Here is a 24,318-nt window from a genome sequence, read left to right on the forward strand (position 1 = left end):
ATTGATTGGTTTAGATTTTGAAAATAGAACCTGCAATAGGCTGGTCTAGAGTAGTATAATCGAAGTTAAAATCATGGTCTGCTCCTTCTTGACAATTTGTAGAAGCGGCAATATTAAAATAAGTCTTGTTACCCAATTCTTTTATAAGTTCAAGTCCTTCAGGGTTGGAAGGCAGGTTGCAAGTATAGAGGTATAATTGATAGTGGATTCCTGTATATATACCTTCCAGCATGGAAAGTTCAAATTCTGATTGAACTTTTTCCGCATTATATTCAATTCCCGCCATAAGTAGTGAATTAAATCCAGATTCAACAAAAAGGTGAATTTGCTTTAAGTCTTTATCGGAAGTTAGCTTTTCACGAATATCCTTCCATGGATTGGAATTAGATTTTAGATTTATTACAGCCGCACCAGAGGGCAGTTGTGAAAGTACCTCATTCCTTTTGGCATAATCCTGATCTATTACGACAAGAATATCAGTTTGAGCTATAGCCTTTCCACATCCCAAGACCATTAGGATGATAAAAGTCGATAAGATTGTTTTAATTGTGGTTTTCATAATTGTAGTTTGAAATGGTTGTTTAGCGGTTGATTTGTAAAAATTCATTTTGTAGTATTTTTCTTTACATCTATGTTTGTTTTGGATTATAACGACGTAGGTATTGTTGTATTATATGTAATCTTTCCAAGACTTGACAAATGTCAAGTGGATCTTTTTTTTTAAGTTCTAACACTCAAAAGTCGGAGGAATAATTAAATGGCTGTTTGAAGTGAAACGGTATTAGTACAAAGGAGAAATGCTCTATACCATATAGGACTAAAACCATAATGACCGTAGTTAACAAACATGCTTTGTTAATACGACTTAGACTTGAATTGGTCTTTATGTTGTTGAAATTTCCTTAGTTTGCAGTAGGCAACTACTTTGGTAAGAAAGGGTAGGTTAATATTCGGGAAAGTGTTTCTGGACGCATCGCAAGGAAAGAAGCTAAAAATTTCTTCGAAATCCTTTCTACCACTTTTGGATCCGCATTTTTTAAAAAATAGCTCAAACGACTTTTCGCATTGGGAATCCTGGTCATAAATGCTCGGTTCTCAGCATGAATATAATACTCCACCATCATGATACGGTTTATTTCCCGCATTTCTGGAAAATTCTTCAAACAATAGTGAAAGTCTTGATATTCCAAATACTCGCAATAGGTGTCTTCAAGGCACTGTATATTTTCCTTGGCGGGTTCATTTTTAAAAAAACCTGTAATCGAAGTGAAAATATCTCCATCACTACTTATCCATGTCGTAATGTCGGTACTGTCACTGATGAAATAACCGCGGACCATTCCTTTTTTTATGACGTGTAAATTATTGCAAATTTCTCCTTCTCTGTTAATGATATGATTTTTAGCGTAAACCTTGCTTTTTATTTTGTTGCCCAAAAATGATTTTAATTCAGCGGAAAGTGGGGCTATTTCATTTAGATAAATTAAAATAAATAGATTTTTATGAATTTTGCTTAGAGGGGACATATTAAATTAACTGTTTACTTGGTAAAAATAATAAAAAGTATACATTGCCCAATCTATTTTAGGGACTTAGGCCTACCCGAATTGGAGAAATTTTTGTGATTTGGATGTGTGATTTCGGTATTAATATTTAATAATATGTCAGAATTTAAAACATAAACTCCTTTATCCGGACACCAAAATGAGTTGAAACAAAAAAATGCCGGGTGACGGTAGAGGTGAAAATAATATTTTTAATTAATGATCGGTGTGAAATGTAGTTGGTGTATTTGGCGAAATACGTTTTAAAAAGAACCTTGATAAGTAAAAGAGTGACAGCAAGAGGGTAACACGCTAAAGCGGTGTTACTGCATATATTGTACTGATTATCAAGTATTTAATCCGAAAAAGTCTATGTTGATAATAGATTTTTACGGCAAAAGCTTCCGAAAGCTCCATTTTTAGGCAAATTTTTACGGCAAATAGAGAATTCAAGATGTGTCTTTGTTGCCACAAAGACGATCTTGATTGGCTCCCGATGGTTGCAAAGAACTTATGATCTTTAATAAAAAAGAAAACCATAACCGGTTCCTTTTTAAATGAAAACGGATATGGTTTTAAAATTCTATACTCTCTGTAAAAAAGGAAATCTATTTTTTGTTCAATAGCTTCTCTAAATAGAGATTCTTTTCTTTTTCAGCAGCTAACAATTTTTTATATAGTTCCTCAATCTTTTCAGATTGCTCTATAATTTTATCAATAGGATTGAATGTTGGATTGTATAAAACGCCATTCAAAACAGAATTATCATGAAAGGAATTTGAAATTATATTAAGTACAGATTCTTCCGAAAAATTTTTGATCGCTTCCGCAGTAACGCCCAAGGCTTTGGCAACCTTTTCCAGTTTTTCTTCCTCTATAGTTTCACTTTGCTCTAATAAAGAAACGCTTTGTTGGCTAATGCCCAACTCCATGGCCAAGGCTTCCTGCTTCATGCCGCGTAATTCCCTGATACGACCAATCTTTCTGCCGATATGGTTTGGTTTTGTTGCTGTGCTCATATATCAAATATAATAACTTATCCTATATGTTGTGTAGGTAAAGATAGTGGAAAATCCTCAAACATTATTGGTAAAATACCCAATCCATTTGGTAACATACCAATGGTTTTGGTTCGGTACCGCAAAACAGCATTGTTACTTTATGGCTAAGAATCAAGGTTAGTTCAAAAAATGAAAAGCACGGAAATAAAAGATTTGATAAACGGTCAGGAACCTATAGCCATAGTGAGATATTTTGAGTGGACCGTTATATCAAAAAACTATTGCCATCCCAGATATCTATTGCTTAAGCTTAACACTATATGCAAAGATATAGAAGAAGTGCATATCCCCGGAAACATGGTATCCTTTCTGATATCAAAACTGGATAGCTTCCAAGAAGTATTTCGCAGGGATGAAGGAGCGGTATGGGAGCGAATGTCCTTTAGGGACAAAGTAAAAGAACATGTTCCCAGACCAAAGATCAATCATTTTATTAGAGAATCATAATCGCCAAAAATCAAACCTATGAAGAACAATATTCACCTTCTAAAAAATTTTGAACTGTTAAAAAATGGTGACACATCCGCCTTTGCACAAATTCATGCTACATACAGCAGAAATATATTTTGGGTGGGCAAGCGATTTATAGATGATGAATTTGTAATTGAGTCCTTGGTTCAAGATGCCTTTTTAAAGCTATGGATCCATAGGGACCATATCGAAAGCCCAAAGCATATCTTCTACTTCTTAAGGTTTGTCATGAAAAGAGAATGTATTTCATACTACAGCAAGCCAAAAAACAAGTTCTTTAGGAAAGTTTATTCCTTAGAAGGCTACGATAATTACCAGGACTATATGATGGGCTATGACCCGCTTAATGACAATGAACATTTACGAAATCAGGAGTCACAACAAAAAGCCTTCGACCAAATCAAAGTTGTACTGCCCTTATTAACCGCAGAAAAGAGACATCTGATCAACCTCTGTTTAAAATATGGCTTCCAATATAAAGCCATTGCCGAGGTAATGGGAACAAGCATTAGCAAGACCAGTCAAGATGTAAAAAAGGCTATTCAGGAAATTAGAAAGATTATCCATTTTGGGAGCAGTCGTGTAAATGACCAAAAGTGTTCCGGTAATGAAGTAAAAGTCCCAAGAATATTGACCGAGGAACAGAAAAGGGTATTGGAGTTGCGGTGCAACAAGAAGTATTCCTTTGCTTTTATTGCCGAAGTCCTGAACCTACCCCAAAAAAAAGTTCATAAAGAGTTTATAGCGGCATACAAGCTATCGAATGTCCGTCAGGAAGTAAAATTAGAATTGGCTTAATATGGGAAAATCAACTATTAAACTCACTAGAAGAATCCAGTTACTGATAGATCTACCTACCAAAGAAGAGCGTAAGGAGAAACTGGACAAACTCTACCAGTATCAAAATCGGTGCTTTAGAGCGGCGAACATTATTGTCTCCCACATGTACGTACAGGAAATGATCAAAGACTTCTTTTATCTTTCCGAAGGGATCAAGTACAAACTGGCCGATGAAAGAAAAGAGGAAGACGGCATCTTGCAACGTTCCCGGATCAATACCACTTACCGAATGATATCCGATCGCTTTAAAGGAGAAATCCCTACCGATATTTTATCGAGCCTGAACAATAACCTTTTATCCACTTTTAATAAAAACAAATCGGAATATTGGCAGGGGCAGTGCTCATTAAAGAACTTTAAAAGGGAAATGGCATTTCCGTTCCCTCCAAAAAGCATGGGACGGATATCCTATAATCCGGATAAAAAAGCATTTTGTTTTCGCTTATTCTCCATTCCCTTTAAAACCTATTTGGGAAAGGATTTCACTGACAAACATAAACTTTTGGAGCGTCTGGTCGAAGGGGACATCAAGCTTTGCACTTCAAACATTAAACTCAAAGATGGAAAAACCTATTGGCTGGCAGTATTTGAAATTGAAAAAGAAAGGAATAGTCTAGATCCGGCGTTAATAGCGGAGGCTTCCCTGTCCCTGGAATACCCTATAATTGTGAAAGTCGGCAAAACAAAACTTACCATTGGTTCGAAAGAAGAATTTTTGTATCGGAGGTTGGCAATTCAGGCAGCGTACAAACGAGCACAAATTGGGGCGACATATTGTAAATCGGGCAAAGGACGTAAAAGAAAACTTAAAGCGGTGGACTGGCTTCGAAAGTCAGAAAGTGATTATGTGCACCATCGTATACATGTATACAGCCGAAGGTTAATTGATCTCTGTACTAAGCATCGGGCAGGAACGCTCATTTTATTAAATCAGGATGATAAGATGGATATTGCTAAAAAGGAAGAATTTGTATTGAGAAACTGGAGCTATTACGAGCTCATGACCAAATTAAAATACAAGGCTGAGAAAGCAGGTATTGAACTAATTGTAGGCTAATCCATTTATTATTGAGGGTGCTTGTACACCCGTAAGGTGGGGTCATTGACACTCACTAAATGTGAACAACATATACAACGGCGTGGGTTTTCTTATTTTGATGTCCAATTGAAGAACTAATTTTCCGTTCAAACCTAATATGAACCCATATTTTTTTGAGCTTAAAAATGAATTTCTTTTCTATGCGTTCTTCATAAGGCGACAGGAGGGTATTGGATGGGAATGGTTATTACGATAAAATTTAAGCCAAAAAACCGTCTAAATTGAACAGAATTCCTATACCCCAATCAGGCAAGAAAATTAAAGTCTTGTAACTTTAAAAATTATAGTACTAGAATGTTTTTTCGTGGATTTACCGTAAAAAACACTCTTTTTTAAAGGATTCATAAAAGTTTTTCTGAACATTTAAGTGGAAATGAAGGGTAACTATTCTGGACTAATTATATTTAAATTATAACAGTATTCTGTTTGTTCTCCTGTTGACGCGAGTACCAATTCTGTCGCCCTACTTTGCAACCATCGAAGTCCTAAATTCCCAACATTAAAAATCATAATATTTATGATTTCAATTGTTAGGTTATAAATTCATCATGTTACTTTAATGATTGGTGTCCTTCCCTGCACAAGAAGATTTCCTCAAAGAAGGCATAGTTTTAAATTAAGTGGATCAAGTTTAACAAATATACATAAGCGACAAAAAAATACTAAATTAGATAATGGATAAATAAGCACAAGTTACTTACACTCTAGTTGGGGGCAATTTAAAAAAAAATGGAAACAGACGAAGTTAAAATAGATAGATTGAGAACTAAATCTCACGATAATGGATTTCATTCTTTTGGCAAGTCCTATATTTTCGAAAAAAGGGCTAATCACTATGGCAGGCTTATTAGTTATATTACGGTTTTAGGAATATTAGTTCCAGTTACGATTGGCGCAACAGCTATGGGATATGGCCTGAATAACAGTTTTCTAAAAGCATTAATGGCAATTGCAGTTCCTGTTTCAATTCTTCAGCTTTTAATTTCAATAATTTCCGTAGTTTACAAATGGAGTGATGAACTTTCTTACGCAAGTGAAGCCGCCCAAGCTCATTATTTCTTAAACGATAGATTTAAAAAATTAGCAGAATTTCCACCAAGTAACTTTACTGAGTTTGATTTAAATTTTGAAATAATCAATACTCGTCTAAAAGCAAGAACGGAACAAGATAGTAAACATAACATAAAGGACTGGGAGCTTAGAATGGGAATGAGATATGCATTAAGAGAATATCAAAAAGAGTGTGTAGGATGCAAAAATACACCCACATCTATGGAATCTTCTAATTGCCCAGTTTGTGGTAAATTTAAAAATACTTTAAAAAATAGATTATGAGCAATAAATTAACAGGATTAAAGATTGAGTACACAAAATTAACTTCTTCTGAAAAACAAGAATTAAAAAAGTTCATTAACGAATTCGATGGAAAGAGTGAGTTTGAAAAAGGACAAGTGAATGAAAACCTAAGAAAAAGCTTAGGACCAATCAACTCTGCCTCTTGTCCTGTATGTGGAAAATAAAAAACTGCCTCCAAAAAAAAACCTACAAACAGTACGGACTTAAGTTTTAAACGCTAAGTTTTGTGTATTTTTATGAAGTCCACAAAATTTTATGGATTTAGGTTTTAAACGGGACAAAGAAAAAACAAAACAAAAAGATTTCGCTATGTGCGTTGCGGAACGTAAACGCTAGTTTGCTCCAGTACTGTTCATAGAGCTAAACCGTTAACGCATATAAGAAAAGTCAGTTCTTTAAAAGAAAATAATAGATGTCTCGATAGTTTAATTGGTAAAACCTGGCGGCATTTAAGGCAAAGAGCAAAGATTTTTAACCATCAGATGTAGGTTCGAATCCTACTCGAGACACTAATGCTCTTTGCCATTTTAATTTAAACTTAATGAGTAACCTAAATAATATTCAAAGAAAAATTAGCGAAGGAGTTTCTGGATGGCTACTTTTTGAATTTCATTGTTTTCGAGGACTACTCTTTAGCGAAAAATACTTATCCTATCCTATTGGTCAAATTCTCAATAGTATTACTGATTTTAAAACTCAGGCAGAAATTAATCATCCCTTAGGCAATGGAGGTCAAGGAAGACCACTTCAAGTAGATTTTGTACTATCAGAAAAAGCTGAATGGAAATATGCAGTAGAATCTAAATGGATTGGACACTCTACAATTTCCTTAGCATCATTAATTTGGGACTTAATTCGTTTACAGAATTTATTTTCAAGTCATTCAAATCTTAAATGTTATTTTCTGTTGGCAGGGTTTGATAAAAAAATAGAAACTCTTTTTTCAGAAATTGATATCTATTACAATAAAGAATCAAACAAAAAAAATGAGATTACAAAAATTAGCCAAAGCAAATTGACTTTTAATTTAAATAAGTTAGATTCTACCACTAAAAAATATGTCAATGAAAAAATAAGTAAATACCCGAAATTTAAGTTGTATTCAAAAATATCTTGTAAACCTGCTCATAAATACCCGAATTCAGAAACATATAATATGTCATTTTCAACTTATACTTTTGAGGTATTGAAACCAGACGAAACATTAAAGATTAAAGAACTATAAAAGAGGTATGCTAACGGAGACGTTAGCATACATTTGCCGAAAAATGAAAATATTAATTAATGATTTTAAATCATCCGAGGAAACTTACAAGAATATTTTCAGGAATTATGGATATGAAGAAAACGAATTAATCTTTTGTAATTCATTTGAAAACCTTAAATTATTCATTGTTGAGCAATTAGAAAACAAAAAACTTCATATAGATGCAATAATAACTAACGAATCATCTACAGGTAATTTAGATAGTCTGCAAGCATCAAAAATTCTTAGATTCAGAAAAGTTTCGATACGTCTTACTCGAAGGGAAATTTTAGAATAAGTTCAATTCCTGTAATACTTTACACAGATATAGAAACGAGGGGAACTATCTCCCCAGATATATGGCAAGCTGTTGTACAAAAAAATAAAGTTGGTCAACACGACTATTTTATTCTAGAATTTGAAAATGCTATAAGGACTTGGCGCAAACGATTAATAACAGATTTAGAAAATCTAGAAATACTAAATAAAAACATTCACAATTTCCAAGATTCAACTTTCTATAAAAATCACTACAAAAATCAAATCAGTAAAAATTTTGAAAATTATTTTGTACTCAAAACCGGAATCGTGTCTAAAGAATTTATTAAGTTACCAACATCACTGATTTACGATTGGTTAATCATAAAAAGAAAAGAAATCGAACAATCAATAATGGAGTTTAATTCAACCTACAACAAACATATCAAGTACGACAGAAAAAATAACGAACGCACAATTTTACACAAGTCTTTTAATCAGAATAAAATGATTCTTTTAAGAGACGCATTCATTGATTTTGAACATGAAAAAACAAATGAAGAATGTGATTACATCCTCAAAACTGAGTTTCCTGAATTTCTAAAAACAACATTTTTTGAAGTCAAAAAAGAAGATGTAACTTTTTATGTAAAAAAGAAAACAAAAAGACCTCAGTTTAGCAGCAACTATTTGTCTCATTTAGAACAAGTTAGGAGATACAAAGAATATTCAGAAAACAAAGAAAACCAACTAGAAATAGAATCAAAATTGGGGTATAAAACCAAAAATTTCGACCATATTTTACTTGCAGGCAGAAAAGAGGAAAAACTTGAAATGAAAGACAAATTTTCAAGAGACTTAAATCGAATGTTTAATGGCATTGAAGTGGTCACTTATGAAGAACTTGAAGAGCTGAATATTAACTATTTTGATAAATTTAATCGACTGAGTATTGAAGTGGAGTAAAAAACGCTTGCTAGTAATTCCATAATAAATAGGGCAAAAAGTGATGTCTTTAAAGCTTTGGGCGTATTTGCTGAGTCCACCAAATCTTTTGGATTTGACAATTAACAAAAGAAAAAATAATTACAAATCAAAAAACTCTTGCTCGTAGACCAGACGGAAACGAAAAGTTTCCTTGCCTGCCATACTTGCCACGAGTCGCAACCGTTGTACTGAAAAATGACTATTCAAGAAAAAATAATTCAGAAATTAGATAGTGATTTATATCCAGACTTAAATGCGGATATTATACTAAAACTTACCAATGAATCGGAAAGAGGTGCTGTTTTAATCGGAACAAGTAAAATCGAAGAGTATCTTGAAAAATTGGTTTTACAAATACTTCCTCAAACTTCCAATGCATATACCAAAAGATTAACAAATTACCCAGGTCCATTAAGTTCGTTTTCCTCCAAAATTGAGTTGCTTTATGGATTTAGATATATTGGAAATAAATTTTATGCATCTCTAAACAAATTAAGAAAAATAAGAAATCTAGCAGCTCACTCATATGATGATTTTAATTTAGCGGAGAACGCAACAATAATTCGTGAGATGAATGAATTTGAGGATAATATTAGTTATCTAGTTGGTGAACTGTCGTTGAATAATCTACTGAAATTTAAGAAATTAAAACTTGAGAGAATATATAAAGAAAAAGGATTCAAAATTGACCATGATAATATCGAAAGGACCTTAAGCGATTTTAAAACTTCGGATGAGGGATTAAAACAACATCTTATTTGGCAATTATCCTACGGAATTGTGTTTATGTGTTTATACGTGTTGGTTTTGATGGAAGAGTACAATTATTTAGAAGATAGAGAATTAACACACCCAATAAAATAACCATTTACAACGAGGCTGCGTATAAAACATAGGTCGTAAAAGCCTTCCTAGAGGTTTTTGCTTACTGGAAATAGGCCGCCACATTCTTCAATTTGGCTCCTTATATTGAATAAGAGAAAACAAACCCTAAAAATTCGGTTCTGAGTTAATCCTAAAAGTTAGCGTTTTTGTACACGCTACTTTTCAAACACATAAACCGTTAGGTGCAGTAGAATGACAGAATTCGACCTGTGGCCTTACGCTTTTTGTAGCCTTACCCTTTTTAGGAAATACCGCATTTCACCATAAGCACCTTGCGCCCTAATTCGATTTTACTTAACGCTTATCTTCCCGAACGCTATAAAATTGAATCAGGATCCATGCGCAGGTTAGTTATGGTAAGTATTCTATGAACTTTCCAAATAAAATTTCATTATTTTTTTAATTGATCGATTATTTCCCCCTCAATACACCCCATCCTTTTTGTGGGGGGCGATATTGAGGAGAAAATAATTTTTAAGAGGCGTATTTCCATAGGTCAACGTATGGTGTGTCCCGATTGATTACGGTGAATACCCGTAATATAAGCTTTTTCCGTATGACGTTCACTGTGCTCATTTTGCTTTTCCCTTCTGCCAGTCTACGGAAATAATAATAATAATAATAATCCTTTATTTCCATGTTATAGCAGATCCACGATTTGGCACACATATCGAGCAGACTTTTCATCTTCTTATTGGCCAGATGGCTTACACGGGTCTTCCCCCTAAGACTTGTTCCCGATCGATTGGGAAAGGGAGCCACTCCGTAATATGCAAAAAACTGGCGGGCATTCCTGAATTTGGTAAAGGCCCCTGTATATAACAATAGGAACAGGGCAACTTGATCGCCTATGCATTTTGTTGTCTTCAGTAGAACAAATATATGATCGAGTTCAGGGCTACTTTTTATGATCTGTTGCATTTCATTTTCGATTTCCTTGATCTGTTTTGAGAGCTCCCTGATCATCTTGTCCTGGACTATGAAAAGAAGTTCGTTGCCCTTTCGTTTGAGGATGTCCTTTTGTTCCCTTGAACCTACCTTGTAGCCGGCCCTTTGCCTTATTAGACGGTCCCTAAGGGAAAGTAGTTTTTTTATGGTCCTGATTTCTTTCGACTGCGCAAGTGAAGGTCGTATCTCATCCCGCGGCCTGTAGGCATACAGAGCAATCTTGGACGCATTGATCCGACCGTCCTTTCCCCTTGCGATCCCCAAGGATCTTTTTATTTCCAATCCCGAGATCATGGCATGGGGAATGTCCCTTTCGGAAAGATATTCGATAACCGTTCCGAATAAAGCCCCGTGTGTTCGAAGGCTAACAAAATTTGCTCCTTTGGGTGGGGGCTGGATCCATAGCCCCATTTAAGCAGTTGGGTAAAGCCTTTGTTCGAGTTTTCGAAGGTCGCCGGTTCCTGGTTGCTGTGAATACAGACATCAAGGGTCACTTTACTGACATCGATGCCGACGGTTTCCATGATTTTCATAACTTTATCCTGTTTAGATGGTTACGTTGACTAAAACCTTTAGCAGGTAAATTCCTAAAATTCTATATGGTCCATGTAACCGGGTTAGAAAAGAACGGAGACTAATACTTACCATAGGCCGTTAACCTAGATTTGGGGCTAGTTCACCCCATTCTTCTTTGAATACCCTAAAGTTATAAACATAATTTGTAGTTATGAGTCTCCAACGGACCTCTTTTCAACATCAACATTATCCTTTTTAAACCTTGAATTATTCGGAAGCTAATCTAAATGATGTGGGATTGAAAAATAAATAGAGAATCAAAATTGAAAAAGTTTGTCAGTGTTTTAAATATAGATTTATCAAATGCTACTAGAAAAATAGAAACAAAACAAGTATTCTCATTGTGCCTTTATTTTAATTGTAGACTTACTACTATAAATGATATCAGAGCTAACTCTTTATGGCATAAATGCTTATTAGTTTACGCCTCTCAACTTTTTTAAATATACTAGTTTAAAATAAGGTTGATTTATCGTAATATTTCGACTATCAAATCAGATGCAAATTTCACTTAATGCATTTGTTAGAATTGAAATGCTTCATTTAGATATTCTTCCTTTATACGATTCAGAAATAATTATGGTAATCAGAGGGATATTTCGGATATAATTCCAAGTTTTACATTTTAGTGGTAAGAAAATTATAACTTATTAAAGAAAAATTTAATGTCAATTCTGACACTTGGTTAATATTTTGAATCAATCTACCATAATTAAGCAAATGCAAATCCCTAGCGATATAGAATCTAAAAAATTCCTGATTTTATATAAATTCTTTGGTAAGGAATAATTGATAAATGCCAGATGGTTCGTTTTGAGTTCGTCTTCAGAGATAGTGGCATAGTTGAGCTTATGATTATTTTTAATTTAAAAATTCTTTGTACTTTGCGTTTGACTTATATTTAAAATAAGTGTAAATTAACCTACTGATAATCAAAATTTAAAGTAATTATTTTACTTTAAATCATTGGTTATAATTTAAAATTTAAGGTTGTAATACGGTAATTGCTATACAAATCTTATCTTTTCAAAGCTTTTAAATTATAATGAGAACAATATTGACTCTTTCTACTTCACAAGATTTATTGACCAATCTAAAAAAGCAAACAGCACCCGCTCACAAAAAATTGGAAAGTTTACCAGTTTCTTCGTTGTTACTTTCTCCTGATATGGAGATAGAAAACTACACACATTATTTATACTTAATGTATAATGTACACAGAGATTTGGAAGAAAAGGTATTCCCTTTACTTACGGAGATAATTGATAATATAGAACTTAGGAAAAAGACACATCTAATAAAGGAAGATCTTTCATTTCTCAATTATAACCTCCCTGGTTCGAAATCAGTATTTAAAGATCCAAAATGTACAATTCCTTTTGCATTGGGTATAATGTATGTTGTTGAGGGATCGAGTCTTGGAGGAAGATATATTTTAAAGAATATTGAAACTACACCAGGTCTTAATAAAGGGAAAGGAGTTTCATATTTCAAGGGTTACGGTACAAAGACCGGTAGTAAGTGGAAATCATTTCTAAATAAATTAATCCAATATGAAAATGAAAATAATTGTGAAAATGAGATTATAGAGGGCGCAATGTTTGCCTTTGATAGTATCTATGATCATTTTTTAATTACGGAAAAAAATGAAAATTAAAGATATAGTCAATAGGAATATTGCGACTTTAACCAATTGCGAGCATGAGCCCATTCACATTCCGGGAAGCATTCAACCTCACGGTTTTTTATTAAGTCTTAATTCAGGCTGGAATATCAACTATTGTTCTGCAAATATTTCGACCTTTGTTGATGTCCAATTAAAAGAAATACTAGGGCGAAATTTTGAAGCGATTTTTGGAGAAGAAGCTCATAATTTATTACAGGATTTTATAAGTAATGGTAAATTTTTATCCATTTTTCCTTTAGAATTACATCTTCTCGGTAAAGCTTTTCAGCTGAGTATACATAGGAGTAATTCTAATTACGTTTTGGAAGGCGAACCGAAATTTTTAGAAACAGCAAATCTTACCGATGTTTACACCCAAAACATGCAGTTTTTAGCCTATATGAACAAGACCACTTCACTCAAAGAACTGTGTGGTTTTGTGGTTGAGGGAATCCGCCAAATAACAGGATACGATCGAGTTATGGTCTATCGCTTTGATGAGCAGTATAATGGGGAGGTATTTGCTGAAAATTGCAGGGAAGATTTAGAACCTTTTATAGGTTTGCATTATCCGCATACAGATATTCCAGCTCAGGCACGGAAATTATATTTAAGGAACCAGATTCGCTTAATAGTTGATGTCGATTATAAGCCGGTTCCTATTTTCACAACTGATGATGGTAATCATAAGGAGAATAAAGATTTGGATTTAAGTCTATCCATTTTAAGAAGTTCCTCCCCAATTCATATAGAATATCTGCAAAATATGGGCGTAGGGGCTACCCTTACCATTTCCCTAATTCATCAAGGTCGTCTTTGGGGCTTGATAGCATGTCATCATTATACAGCTAAAAATATTTCAGCGGAAATTAGATTAGCGGCCAAACTTCAAGGACAATTTCTTACATCCCAAATAGATTTACGTCAATCCAATGATGAATATAAAATTGCGCGCGAGACTTCCTTAGCACTTGAAAGACTTACTGGCCTGAATCTTCCAGAGGGAATGGATAATTTTGAAACGTATGTTTTAAATAAAAATTTATTGTTGTTATGTAATGCAGCGGGTGTTTCAATAATTATAGGCGATAAAATTCATAAAAATGGCCTAACGCCAAGTAATGATCAAATACTTAACCTTATTAAGGAAATCACCAGATATACTGACAGAAAAATTTTTATTACAAATAAACTTCATGATTATTTTCCTGAACTAAATTGTGGACCAGACGTAGCCGGAATTATCTATCATTCCTTAGGAAATGGTAATAGTATCCTATGGTATAAACCTGAGACAATTTCTGAAGTAAAATGGGGGGGCGATCCAGAAAAAGCAATTATAAAAGATAGGAATGGACTTCATCCAAGAAATTCTTTTGATCTATGGAAACAAATTGTCAAAAATCGAAGTAGTGCTTGGTTGCAACCAGAATTAAATAGCACTGCCAAATATGTGCATTCACTTTATAATCAAATTATCCTGATAATGCTTAATGAAGAGCAAAAAAGGTATCGAAGTCAAAGTCAAATTTTGAAGGAAACAAATGCAGAACTGGAGAATATTAATTGGATTAGTACACACGATTTACAAGAACCCTTACGAAAGATTCAAATATTAATTTCAAGAATCCTGTCAGAATTTGAGGATATCCCGGCCGTGAAATCTAGGGAATATTTACTTCGAACATCAAAATCTGCGAATAGAATGCAAAGGCTACTTCAAGATATTCTTAAATATAACCGTCTAAATCATTTCCAGGGTAAACTTGAGATAATTAATATAAACTCTATTATGGAAGAAACGCTGGATGATTTAAAAGAAATTATTAAAGATAGTGGAGCAGTTATAGAATATGAAAATTTACCCGATACCGTTGGCAACAAATCTTTAATGAAACAATTGTTTCAGCAAATTATACATAATTCTTTAAAATATGCTTCTCCAGAGAGAGCGCCAACTGTAAAAATAAATGTCATAAAAAAATCAGAAATCTTGGACAACTCGCGAAATGAATTTACTCACTATATTTCAATTGTGGATAATGGCATCGGTTTTGATCAGAAATATGCGGAATCTATTTTTAATATATTTACAAGATTACATTCTATTGAGGAATATAACGGTTCAGGAATGGGCTTGGCCCTGTGCAAAAAAATAATGAAAATATTTGGTGGAACAATCAGCGCAACTGGAGAATTAAACAAGGGTACTGTGATTACTTTAAAATTCCCTAGTTCTCCATAATATCAAAATAAATTAGCAATTAGATAAAGTAATTAATAGTGTCTGTAGAATTTCCCCCCTTATTTTAAATAGTGGATTAATTATATATATTTGTATAGCAAAAGTCACCAAATAACGCTTTTAAAAATGGCATTTTGAACCGAGTTTATATTTCGGTTAACCGTTATAAACGTTAACTGCATATTATTGATAATTAACGTGTTGTAACCCCGTCTTTAGGGCTGCCATACCGATCGACCTACTTTTTAAGAACAATCTTCTCGGTTTGGCACATCTTGCAGAAAAAAAAACTTACACGTCCAGGGTTTATTGGAAAACGGTAACAGAATTGATGGGTGAGGTATAGGTCTTACTTTATCGCTGTAATTTGTTTTTTTCTTGAGCCAATAAATAATGTCTATCTTTTTGATATATGGTTTTATTCATGAGGTCCAACATCTTATTTTAAAGTTGCTATTGCAATCCCTCCCTTAATTTTTCCTCCCTGTAATAAAGGTTAAGGTCGTCTAAGAGCGCCTCTTCGCCTTGCGGCAATAACCTATTGGCAATTGTAAGTGCCTGACGGATATATTCCTTTTCGTACCTGTTATTTATATCATCACATATTTCTTATTTATATCATCACATATTTCAGGGTCAATTGCCTTCATGGCCAAGTAAAGTAGGGCGCGAACTGTTAATACTAGGTCTACATGATTATCCACGTAAAAGAGACTGACCTCAAACTTGTTTTTAAAGAAGGAGTGGGGCTTCAAGGTTGGATGATGATCCATGGCCTGGAATCTTAAACTATTGATCAGCTTTTGTTCGTTTGGGTTCATAGATATTAATTTATAGATGATTTTGTTTTGGGAATGTCCAAGCCGTTCAGCTTTTCGGTCACGTAATCCATAAAATCCATTTGACTATGGGGCAGTATATTCAGGACCAGTTCCAATACCCTGCAAACGCTGTCATGTTTGGTCACATTCTGATTGTTTGGAGACAAGAGCATTCCGTTTCCGTCCAAAGCAAATACACATATTTCCAATAGGCTTGCTATGTTCAACAGAAGATCACTGTTATCTTTGACTTCAATTGAGACCTTATAAGTATTAGATGGATTACCTGAATCCTGTTTTAAGAGCCCAATTAGGTTCTTATGCAACTTATGAATGTCGTTCAAAACATTTAGACTTTTCTTTTTAGATTTCATAATTTGTTCCAGTATTGAAATTACGCGGCATGCCTAAATTCGATTGTCATATAATAGAATGACATTTGTTGTATGACCAAAGATCAATTAAATAAAAAGGTTGGGAAGCGTATAGTAGAGTTGCGCAATAAGAAAGGATGGACCCAATCCGATCTGGCCCGAGCATGCAGTAAGGACAGACAAGCCATTGAAAAGTTGGAGAACGGAAAGGTCAACCCTACTATTTATTCCTTAAACGCCATTGCAGTTGCGTTGGAGTTACCTCTATTCCAACTTCTCAAGTTTTAGTCCTAACATATTAGTCTATCAGTGAAAGGTAAGACTATAATACTGACCTTTCAATCCAGCAATTGGGCTATTGGCTAGTCTCTAAATATTTCTTTCTTTTCAACAGCTAAAATCCAATTTATTACGTTTGCTAAGTTCTTTTCGACCATAGATACTTGCATAATTTTAATGGCCCATTTCCTTAGCACTTTGGCTCTCCCTTTCCTTAAACCTCATCAATAGATTACCAATATCCTCACTTATCTTGGACTCCACTACCCTAGCGTATATCTGCGTGGTGGACAATTTGGTATGGCCCAAAAGTTTTGAGACCGTTTCTATGGGCACCCCATTGGACAACATGACGGTCGTGGCAAAGGTATGCCTGGCCACATGGAAGGTAATGTTCTTATGCATACCGCAAGCCCCAGCTATCTCCTTAAGATAGGTATTCACCTTCTGGTTGGAACAAATGGGAAGCAATCCATTGTGGGTAGGGTAATCCCTATACTTTTCCAAAATCTCCCAGGCCTGGGGCAGTATGGGTATTTTGACCAGCTCGTCCGTTTTTTCCCGTTTGGTATAGATCCAGTTCCTGTCATCTATCCCCTTGGTGATCTTATCCCAAGTAAGTTCTTTTACATCCACATAGGAAAGTCCGGTATAACAGGAAAATACAAAACAGTCCTTTACATGTTGTAATCTGTACTGTTTGAATTCAGTTTCCTCAATAAGCTTTAATTCTCTTTGGGTCAGGAACACCCGGTCGAATTTGTTGAACTTCAATTGGAACCTATCAAAAGGATTTTTGTTTACCCATTCCAGTTTAACGGCAAGGTTCACCATCTTCTTGAACCGTTCCAAATGTTTCATCACCCCATTATTGTTGAGGCACAACCGTTTCCTTTTGTCCGTGCACTTCCTTAAATAATGTTCCAAGTCCAATATAAAACGATAATTGAGCTGCTTCAGAGGGATATCCTCCTGTTTGAACTTGTACTTCAAGAATCGCTTTAGGTACTTTTCCGTGGTATAATAGTTCTTCATGGTACCGGGCTTCAAGACATGGACCATGTTCCCGTTGTGGTATTCGATAAGATCCATCAATGTCCTGCTAACCTCATCTTCCCCAAGGAAACGTGTTTTAATGGCATTGGAGGACACGACCTTGTCTTCTTGGACAAGTTGGGCGTGGCACTGTAGAAGTTTGGCCTGTACCTGGTCCAGATAGGCATTTAGGTTTCGGATCTCTTCCGACCTGCCCTTGCCCCGGCCCTTGGCACAGTCCCATTGGCCCACATCGATCTTTCGCTTTAAACTGATCTCCGCACGTTTGCCCAAAATGGTGATACGGAGATAAATGGATAAGAGGTTCGCAACACTCCTTGATTTTCTAGTAAAAAAGATTACCGTAAAGGTCTGGTTTGTTTTCATTTGAAACGCTTTAGTTAGACAATGATCACTAAGGAAAAAAGTCAAATACTACCCTAAAGTTCTTTCAAGTTACTACAATTCCAGTGAACAGTTGCACACCGATTTGCACACCTAATTAGGTGTGCACAAATGATATCATTTGATATCAAAGAAAATGTGTAAAAACAAAAAACACTGAAAATCAATTGATTAACAGTGTTTTTGTTACTACCTATTTCTAGGTTCGTCGGGGTGGCAGGATTAGAACCTTACCGCATATTTTATTATATATCAATTAATTACAGATTAAAAAACTTAACTGTTGACCGATTTGTTGAGGGTATTTTAAATGAACTTAAAGTAAGATGACTTACTTTTGATTTTATAAAGATATAAAATTACAAAACCTTCTCCCTGTAATCACCCATCTTTTTTAATTATCATTAGCTTCTATTTTTCACATATTTTTTAATTCCAATGGATTTAATGACTTAACTAGGTTTCCATTTTTTGATAAAGGACTTTTATAGAATCCTTTGTTAGAAACTAATTCTTATTGTTCAACAATTTTAAACACACTACTTTATTGTTTTCTTGGGGTCAACATATCATATAGCAAAGTATGTTGTTCCATAACATTCCCAAATTCATCAATTAATCTAAACACAACTTGAGGGTCACTTTCTTCCATGTTAAAAGTAAATTCACAAAAAGCCTTCAATCCATTGCCATGATAACCGAATATTTGATTCGTTGCGTCTTTTGCAATTGCATCCAGCCCGGGCACTCCACCTAAAGATGCCGCCTCAAATTCGTAAAATTTAAATCCTGATTTTCTGGGAATTGTAAAACCCCGTGCACCATGCCGGTCTCCTCTTATTAATAGCACACCCGGTATATTTTCCGTCTCCATAAAATTGAAGATTTCTTCGCGAACCATTGTATCCCAAGTACCCCATGAATCTTTACCATTTGAAACATAATCACTCCCCATAGTTCCACTTGAGACAACCTTAAAATGTGCCGTGGATTTTTTTAAGATATCCTTGAACCATTTTAATTGTTCTGCACCCAAATAGGAACCATATTGACCCAGTTTTTCAATTGTACGACACGACCTTGTATCAAGCATTATTAGTTCAACCTGACCAATTCGAGTACTGAAATAAATTCCTTCCCCATCATTTTGAGGATTGTTCCAGTTTTGACGCCATAATGTTCTAAGTTCTTCTCTGTCTTTTTCCGTAAATCTTTTGGGAACCCCACTTAGGTCGTTATTAAGATAATCGTGGTCATCCCAACTTGCGTAAACAGGAATATTGGAAGCGAGTTTTTTCCATGCATTGGAAACATCACGAAGTAAATAATCAGACTTGTGCATGCTAAAATTATTTTCCCGATCATCAACTGCAATGTCCCCTAAAAGCAACATTGCATTTGGTTCCCTTCTTAATATGGTGTTCATGAGGTTTGGATTATGAAGCCCTATTTTATGAAAACCTGAACCAAAAGCCAGTCTTATCTGATTATTTTCGTCTAATTTTGGTGATGTTCGAAAAGTTCCCTCGGCTATTTCAATCCCTTTTTGTTTTGCTACATAGGTGTACTTCGTAGAAGAAGATAAATCTTTTAATACAATCCGCTTTTCCTTGCCTGCAACATCAGGTTTTAAAGTATAATCCTTTTCTTCATTGCTATTTAAAGCATTTACTTTTATATGAATTGGCAATTTATTGGATGGCCTGAACCAAATACTTACTCCATTTTCTGTTATATCGCCCAGCATAGGCCCACCCATTAATCTTATATTATTATTTAACGCAGCCTCAACAATCTGTCTATCGGTAAAATCGACCTTGCTTTTTTTTAAATAATTTTCGTGAATCAAGATAGAATTTAGTCATATTTGATGGTGATTTCTCACAACTATTAAGTAACATGCTGTCTATTTCTAAACTTCCAATATGAGCTTCGTCCAACGTGATATTATAACGAGGAGAAACATTTTTAGAAATTTGACAAAAGCATTTGTTGCTTAAATTAGTTAAGGTAACACTTACTAATAGGCATATGGCTCTATTAAATCTCATGGCTTGTTATATTTTCTATTTATTTAAATTTAAAATCTTTGTATGCAGTACACTTTCCAAAATGAAGTACAACGGCTTTAATAAACACCTGTTTAATTTTTCAAAGGGCTTTGTTAATTCGTATTTTCAATTAACTGAATTGCTTTGTCTGCAAAGCGATTACCCATAATTACATATCCTTCTAACGACATATGTAAATCATTTTTTATTTCTTTTCCTTTTCTATTAACTCCATCATTAAGGTCATCAGTATTAATCCAATCAAAGCGAGGGTTAGACTCAGCCACTTTTACCTGAACATCTCTAACCATAGTCCAATGGGGATATTTTTCATTTGACATATCAAAATCACTTAATCTCCCAATTATAAAGTTTATGTCCTTGCGTTCCAGGTCATTACTTAGCTGGGTATAAAGTCCTATCAAACTTCTTTCGTATACTTCTCCTAATTTTTCTTTTGCATCACGCTCTCCCTGCATCCAAACAAACGTTACTGTTGCGATTTTTTCGTTTTCGATACCTTTATAAACTTTGGTCATCAAGGAGTCGTACAATTCAGGTCGAGCTTTAGGTTCTTCTCCTACTAATGGTTTCCAACCCCGATACCAACGTCGTATGGGTTGACCTCCTTTTGCATATTCTTCAATAATCACATTTTCTTCTCCAAATTCATCTTTGATTGCAGGAGTAAAGGACTCCTCAGGTCTTAATCCTTCCATATTAGATTGACCGGAAAGTATAAATAAATGTTTTCCTTCTTGTTTTGATATACAAGATGATACTATAATTGCTATTAAACTCATTAAAACAATTGTCCTTGCTTTCATTTTTTTAATTTTTGCTATGTATTTATGCGGTAATAGAGTCCTTATTCATGGCTCTTACCAATTTAAGATGATTCCATTCATCACATTACAGCTTGGAAATTAGCTGAGTAGACCTCATTTCCATCCACATCATAATGGGTAAATTCAATTTCAGGCTGGCTGGACCCCCTGGTTATTTTCACTCCCAAAAAACCACCGTTCACTCTCAAAAAACGATGCTGGGGCCTTACATCTTCCTGATCCCAACCTTGGGAGTGCGAATTGCTCACCGGACCAGAGCCAAATTCATTCACCTTCGTTAAAGGATCAACCGAGTGGTACTGCCAGTGACGATCACCATTGATGATGTAAACATTGTCCACTTGTGAGAGCATTCGCCGCATCCAATCCCCTTCTGTTCGAAAACCCTCATTTGCATGGTTATCTTTCTTGTTTTCCCTATCCGGGCCTATGATGGGAGTAGCAGAAAATAAGATTTTGAAAGTAGCATCGGATTCCTTGAGTGTACGCTCCAACCATGATTTCTGCTCACTGCCCAGTATTGTTTTATCTGGGCCATCTTCCATTTTGTTCTCAGACCTAAATTCCCGCCCTTCCACCAGCCAGATTTGAAGGTCTTTTCCCCATCGAAATGTCCGGTAAGGTTCTCCTCGCAACGGAACATTTTCCTTCCATATTTTTAGGCCATCTTGCCAACTTAATTTACCGTATGTTCTATTCTTATCGCTAATATCGTCCCGCAAAAGGTCATGGTCATCTTTGATCATATACATGGGGGTTTTAAGATGGAAATCAACCAATGAAGACCATGAGTCAATGGCATGCCACTTGTGGCGTGCTGTTGGAATATCCTTTGCCACTGGGCCCTTTCGATCGTAGTACACATAATCTCCTGTCTGAACAAAAAAATCAGGATTCATCCTGTTCATGGCATCATAAACTTTGAACCCCCTCTTTCCATCATCATAACTCCAGAAAAATTGACAGGTAGAAGTGGTGAAGTGAATGGCTTCCTCAACTGTTTTTGCGGGAGCCGTCCTAAAACTTCCACCAACCTTGTTTCCAGATACTTTCGATTCAATGGTTACTTCATATTCCGTATCCGGTTTTAATGAACTGAAAAGATGGCTTGCTGTAAAATCATCTTCCTTTGTTGCTTTTACCCATGGTGATTCCATGCTTTCCAATCCGTCGGTTAGGGTGAATTTAACCTCACCTTCCGCCCCAGGAACTCCCCCATCCATTGAATCAAGTGCCATTTCTTCGTCAAAATCAATTGGGTAACTCGGATGCGCATCCGTTTTTTGATGTACAACAGGGTTAGGTGCAGCTTGGCCATAAAGTCTGGTCCAGATAAGTGCCTTCGAATCCGACACCTCCATCGTCCTAAATCCTGATGTAAAGAAATCTTTCTTCTTGGGGGTGCATGACAGCAAGAAAACTAAGGCAAGAAAACTTATATATTTCATTTTTTAATTTTTTAATAGTTATGGTTTTATTTAGTATCTGATTATAGATCAGGCTATTCTTGTTTAGTTCAAAAAGGAGCAACCTAAAGCAATTATCAGTTCAGTGATGCAAGCCAGTCCATGAGTCGATCAGACCATGCTGAGAGGTGTCCCTTACCTAATGCCAGACCAAATCCATGTCCGCCAGTTGGGTATAAATGCATTTCTGCTGTGACATCATTTTTCACCAATTCCTCGTAGAACAACAGGCTATTCTTCACTACTACAGCCTTGTCATTTGAGGCATGAACCAGAAAAGTTGGTGGTGTACTCGTCGACACCTGAAACTCATTGGAATAGTCTTCAATCCTACCTTGATCCGGATTTTCTCCTAAAAGGTTTCGTCGAGAACCACCATGTGTTACTTCTTTCTTCATTGAAATCACCGGATATACCAAAATCGCAAAATCCGGTCGGATGTCCTCCGAAAAATGCGTGGCTAGCGTGGAATCCAGGTGTCCTCCAGCCGAAAATCCCATTACCCCTACCTTATTTACGTCGATACCCCATTCTTCAGCTGTTGACCGAACTATCCGCATCGCTTGCCCCGCATCCATTAATGGAGCTTTTTGTGGTTCTATGAGGCTTTTGGAGTTTGGCAGCCTATACTTCAACACAATTCCTGCAATCCCATGTGCATTTAGCTTTTTTGCCATGTCAACTCTTTCCTTTTTATAAGACAGCCATTTATAACTTCCTCCCGGACAGATGATCACGGCCTGCCCATTGGCTTCGCTTCTATCAGGTAAGAATACTTCAATTGTTGGGTCCTGAACATTTGAGATTCTTACATTGTCCGTTACAATCACAATTTCCCCTTCTTGAGCTATCTGCTGTTTAGGTACACCATTTGGCCACAATTTCACCACGATTCCTTCCTGCCCTGAAAGCAATGTGGACAGTCCTAAAAATGCCAATATGTATAGAAACTTCATAATTAATAGATTTATTTGTGAAAGCTGTTAGACACAAAATGAAGTACCGAGGGTAGTGACTCCCTCCAATAACTCCAATTGTGACTGCCATCCCTAACGCGGTACTCATGTCCAATTTTGGCCTTTCGCATGGCAATATGCATCAAACTATTCCCCTCGCTGCAAAAATCCCCGTCCCCACAGTCAATGTACCATTTGATGGTATTCAAATCTTCGGACGATACCGAGTTGATTAGTTCGAGAGGGTGGTTCCTTTTGTAATAGGCCAGAAGCTTTTCATCGCCAACACTGAGATCATCTTTAGCAAACTTTTCCTTAAATTCATCAAATTCCGACCACCAAAACCAGGCACTGAGTGGACATGCCGCACCAAATAGTTCCGGATGATGCATAGCATATAAGAAGGTGCCTCCTCCGCCCATTGATAATCCGGCAATTGCCCGGTAACGCTTATCTTTTCTTATTCTATAAGTCTCCTCTACATGTGGCATCAACTCCTCAAAAAAGAAATTCTCAAAATTCCAATCATCTTCCCGAATCCAGTTGAAATACCCACTCCGATCCTGCTTGGCATTTGGCATAATAATGATCATAGGAGTTGCCGATCCATTTTCGATCGCCCGATCTGCAATTCCTTTTACTTCTCCAAACTGTACCCAACCTGTATGATCATCTCCCAACCCATGGAGTAAATACAGTATGGGATAACTGCGATTCGAAACTTCATAATCAGGTGGTAAGTAAATGGAATACTTTTTCTCCATGCCCAGGATTTCACTTTCCAGGGACATGTCATCGTAAACTTTTCCATACTGTGAAAAAGCCACATTGGCTATTGCCAGTAAAAAATATAGGAGTACTGTTCTTTTATGCATTGATATTATTTTTTCGTCGGTTTATG

At 35.5% G+C, this 24,318-nt stretch carries 24 protein-coding genes and 1 tRNA gene; 13 read left to right on the top strand and 12 right to left on the bottom strand.

Annotated elements, in window-relative coordinates; genetic code table 11:
- Window positions 1–10: 10 nt before the first annotated feature.
- The 3 genes from QSE00_RS05050 to QSE00_RS05060 all read right to left on the bottom strand — a co-directional run bounded on the left by QSE00_RS05050 (window position 11) and on the right by QSE00_RS05060 (window position 2,563).
- Window positions 11–559 (bottom strand): DUF4347 domain-containing protein, encoded by a 549-nt coding sequence (locus tag QSE00_RS05050; protein WP_286105112.1) that lies wholly within the window; start codon window positions 557–559, stop codon window positions 11–13.
- A gap of 361 nt (window positions 560–920) precedes the next feature.
- Entirely contained in the window at window positions 921–1,526 is a 606-nt protein-coding gene (locus QSE00_RS05055; protein ID WP_286105113.1) for a Crp/Fnr family transcriptional regulator, read from the bottom strand.
- A 626-nt stretch (window positions 1,527–2,152) separates the two neighbouring features.
- On the bottom strand, window positions 2,153–2,563 hold the full coding sequence (locus QSE00_RS05060; protein ID WP_247097774.1) for a helix-turn-helix domain-containing protein: 411 nt from the start codon (window positions 2,561–2,563) through the stop codon (window positions 2,153–2,155).
- 171 nt (window positions 2,564–2,734) lie between these two features.
- On the opposite strand from QSE00_RS05060, the gene QSE00_RS05065 reads away from it, so the two are divergent.
- The 10 genes from QSE00_RS05065 (at window position 2,735) to QSE00_RS05110 (ending at window position 9,726) form a co-directional block, all read left to right on the top strand.
- Window positions 2,735–3,052, top strand: a complete 318-nt coding sequence (locus tag QSE00_RS05065) for a hypothetical protein (RefSeq protein WP_286105114.1) — start codon at window positions 2,735–2,737, stop codon at window positions 3,050–3,052.
- Window positions 3,053–3,070: 18 nt separating this feature from the next.
- Window positions 3,071–3,874, top strand: a complete 804-nt coding sequence (locus tag QSE00_RS05070) for an RNA polymerase sigma factor (RefSeq protein WP_286105115.1) — start codon at window positions 3,071–3,073, stop codon at window positions 3,872–3,874.
- 1 nt (window position 3,875) lies between these two features.
- Window positions 3,876–4,973, top strand: coding sequence for a hypothetical protein (locus tag QSE00_RS05075; RefSeq protein ID WP_286105116.1), 1,098 nt, complete (start codon window positions 3,876–3,878; stop codon window positions 4,971–4,973).
- Window positions 4,974–5,744: 771 nt separating this feature from the next.
- A complete protein-coding gene (locus tag QSE00_RS05080) occupies window positions 5,745–6,350 on the top strand; it encodes a mobilome CxxCx(11)CxxC protein (RefSeq protein WP_286105117.1) in 606 nt (201 codons plus the stop codon).
- On the top strand, window positions 6,347–6,535 hold the full coding sequence (locus QSE00_RS05085; RefSeq protein ID WP_286105118.1) for a hypothetical protein: 189 nt from the start codon (window positions 6,347–6,349) through the stop codon (window positions 6,533–6,535). Before QSE00_RS05080 ends, QSE00_RS05085 begins: the two co-directional genes overlap by 4 nt.
- Window positions 6,536–6,785: 250 nt before the next feature.
- Window positions 6,786–6,880, top strand: a tRNA-Lys gene (locus QSE00_RS05090).
- Window positions 6,881–6,912: 32 nt separating this feature from the next.
- Window positions 6,913–7,596 (top strand): hypothetical protein, encoded by a 684-nt coding sequence (locus QSE00_RS05095; protein WP_286105119.1) that lies wholly within the window; start codon window positions 6,913–6,915, stop codon window positions 7,594–7,596.
- Between the two features lie 43 nt (window positions 7,597–7,639).
- Window positions 7,640–7,915, top strand: a complete 276-nt coding sequence (locus QSE00_RS05100; protein WP_286105120.1) for a hypothetical protein — start codon at window positions 7,640–7,642, stop codon at window positions 7,913–7,915.
- A gap of 290 nt (window positions 7,916–8,205) precedes the next feature.
- On the top strand, window positions 8,206–8,841 hold the full coding sequence (locus QSE00_RS05105) for a Shedu anti-phage system protein SduA domain-containing protein (RefSeq protein WP_286105121.1): 636 nt from the start codon (window positions 8,206–8,208) through the stop codon (window positions 8,839–8,841).
- A gap of 216 nt (window positions 8,842–9,057) precedes the next feature.
- Complete coding sequence (locus QSE00_RS05110) at window positions 9,058–9,726, top strand: hypothetical protein (protein WP_286105122.1); 669 nt, start codon at window positions 9,058–9,060, stop codon at window positions 9,724–9,726.
- A 495-nt stretch (window positions 9,727–10,221) separates the two neighbouring features.
- Here QSE00_RS05110 and QSE00_RS05115 read toward each other — a convergent pair whose 3' ends face one another.
- On the bottom strand, window positions 10,222–11,106 hold the full coding sequence (locus QSE00_RS05115; RefSeq protein WP_286105123.1) for a transposase: 885 nt from the start codon (window positions 11,104–11,106) through the stop codon (window positions 10,222–10,224).
- A 1,210-nt stretch (window positions 11,107–12,316) separates the two neighbouring features.
- Between QSE00_RS05115 and QSE00_RS05120 the strand changes: the two genes are divergently transcribed.
- Window positions 12,317–12,928 (top strand): biliverdin-producing heme oxygenase, encoded by a 612-nt coding sequence (locus QSE00_RS05120; RefSeq protein WP_286105125.1) that lies wholly within the window; start codon window positions 12,317–12,319, stop codon window positions 12,926–12,928.
- The gene (locus QSE00_RS05125; RefSeq protein WP_286105126.1) at window positions 12,918–15,182 is read left to right on the top strand and encodes an ATP-binding protein; all 2,265 of its coding nucleotides are present in this window, start codon (window positions 12,918–12,920) and stop codon (window positions 15,180–15,182) included. The genes QSE00_RS05120 and QSE00_RS05125 overlap by 11 nt, the downstream gene beginning before the upstream one ends.
- Before the next feature lie 590 nt (window positions 15,183–15,772).
- Here the strand turns inward: QSE00_RS05125 and QSE00_RS05130 are convergent.
- Both QSE00_RS05130 and QSE00_RS05135 read right to left on the bottom strand, forming a co-directional pair.
- Complete coding sequence (locus tag QSE00_RS05130) at window positions 15,773–16,003, bottom strand: hypothetical protein (RefSeq protein ID WP_286105127.1); 231 nt, start codon at window positions 16,001–16,003, stop codon at window positions 15,773–15,775.
- A 5-nt stretch (window positions 16,004–16,008) separates the two neighbouring features.
- Window positions 16,009–16,377 carry a hypothetical protein gene (locus QSE00_RS05135; RefSeq protein ID WP_286105128.1) on the bottom strand — a complete coding sequence of 123 codons (369 nt, stop codon included), beginning with the start codon at window positions 16,375–16,377 and terminating at the stop codon, window positions 16,009–16,011.
- Between the two features lie 72 nt (window positions 16,378–16,449).
- Here QSE00_RS05135 and QSE00_RS05140 point away from each other — a divergent pair, with 72 nt between their 5' ends.
- On the top strand, window positions 16,450–16,665 hold the full coding sequence (locus tag QSE00_RS05140) for a helix-turn-helix domain-containing protein (RefSeq protein ID WP_286105129.1): 216 nt from the start codon (window positions 16,450–16,452) through the stop codon (window positions 16,663–16,665).
- Window positions 16,666–16,830: 165 nt separating this feature from the next.
- Here the strand turns inward: QSE00_RS05140 and QSE00_RS05145 are convergent, their stop codons facing one another.
- From QSE00_RS05145 to QSE00_RS05170, 6 genes are all read right to left on the bottom strand, one after another.
- The gene (locus tag QSE00_RS05145; RefSeq protein ID WP_286105131.1) at window positions 16,831–18,078 is read right to left on the bottom strand and encodes a site-specific integrase; all 1,248 of its coding nucleotides are present in this window, start codon (window positions 18,076–18,078) and stop codon (window positions 16,831–16,833) included.
- 562 nt (window positions 18,079–18,640) lie between these two features.
- Window positions 18,641–19,945 carry an alkaline phosphatase D family protein gene (locus tag QSE00_RS05150; protein WP_286105132.1) on the bottom strand — a complete coding sequence of 435 codons (1,305 nt, stop codon included), beginning with the start codon at window positions 19,943–19,945 and terminating at the stop codon, window positions 18,641–18,643.
- A gap of 315 nt (window positions 19,946–20,260) precedes the next feature.
- Entirely contained in the window at window positions 20,261–20,974 is a 714-nt protein-coding gene (locus QSE00_RS05155; RefSeq protein WP_286105133.1) for a sialate O-acetylesterase, read from the bottom strand.
- A gap of 80 nt (window positions 20,975–21,054) precedes the next feature.
- Complete coding sequence (locus QSE00_RS05160; RefSeq protein ID WP_286105134.1) at window positions 21,055–22,443, bottom strand: alkaline phosphatase D family protein; 1,389 nt, start codon at window positions 22,441–22,443, stop codon at window positions 21,055–21,057.
- A gap of 95 nt (window positions 22,444–22,538) precedes the next feature.
- Complete coding sequence (locus QSE00_RS05165; protein ID WP_286105135.1) at window positions 22,539–23,417, bottom strand: alpha/beta hydrolase; 879 nt, start codon at window positions 23,415–23,417, stop codon at window positions 22,539–22,541.
- 11 nt (window positions 23,418–23,428) lie between these two features.
- The gene (locus QSE00_RS05170; RefSeq protein ID WP_286105136.1) at window positions 23,429–24,292 is read right to left on the bottom strand and encodes an alpha/beta hydrolase; all 864 of its coding nucleotides are present in this window, start codon (window positions 24,290–24,292) and stop codon (window positions 23,429–23,431) included.
- Window positions 24,293–24,318 lie beyond the last annotated feature (26 nt).

Origin of the sequence: Arenibacter flavimaris (assembly GCF_030291335.1) — a bacterium.
In the GTDB taxonomy this organism is placed as follows: domain Bacteria; phylum Bacteroidota; class Bacteroidia; order Flavobacteriales; family Flavobacteriaceae; genus Arenibacter.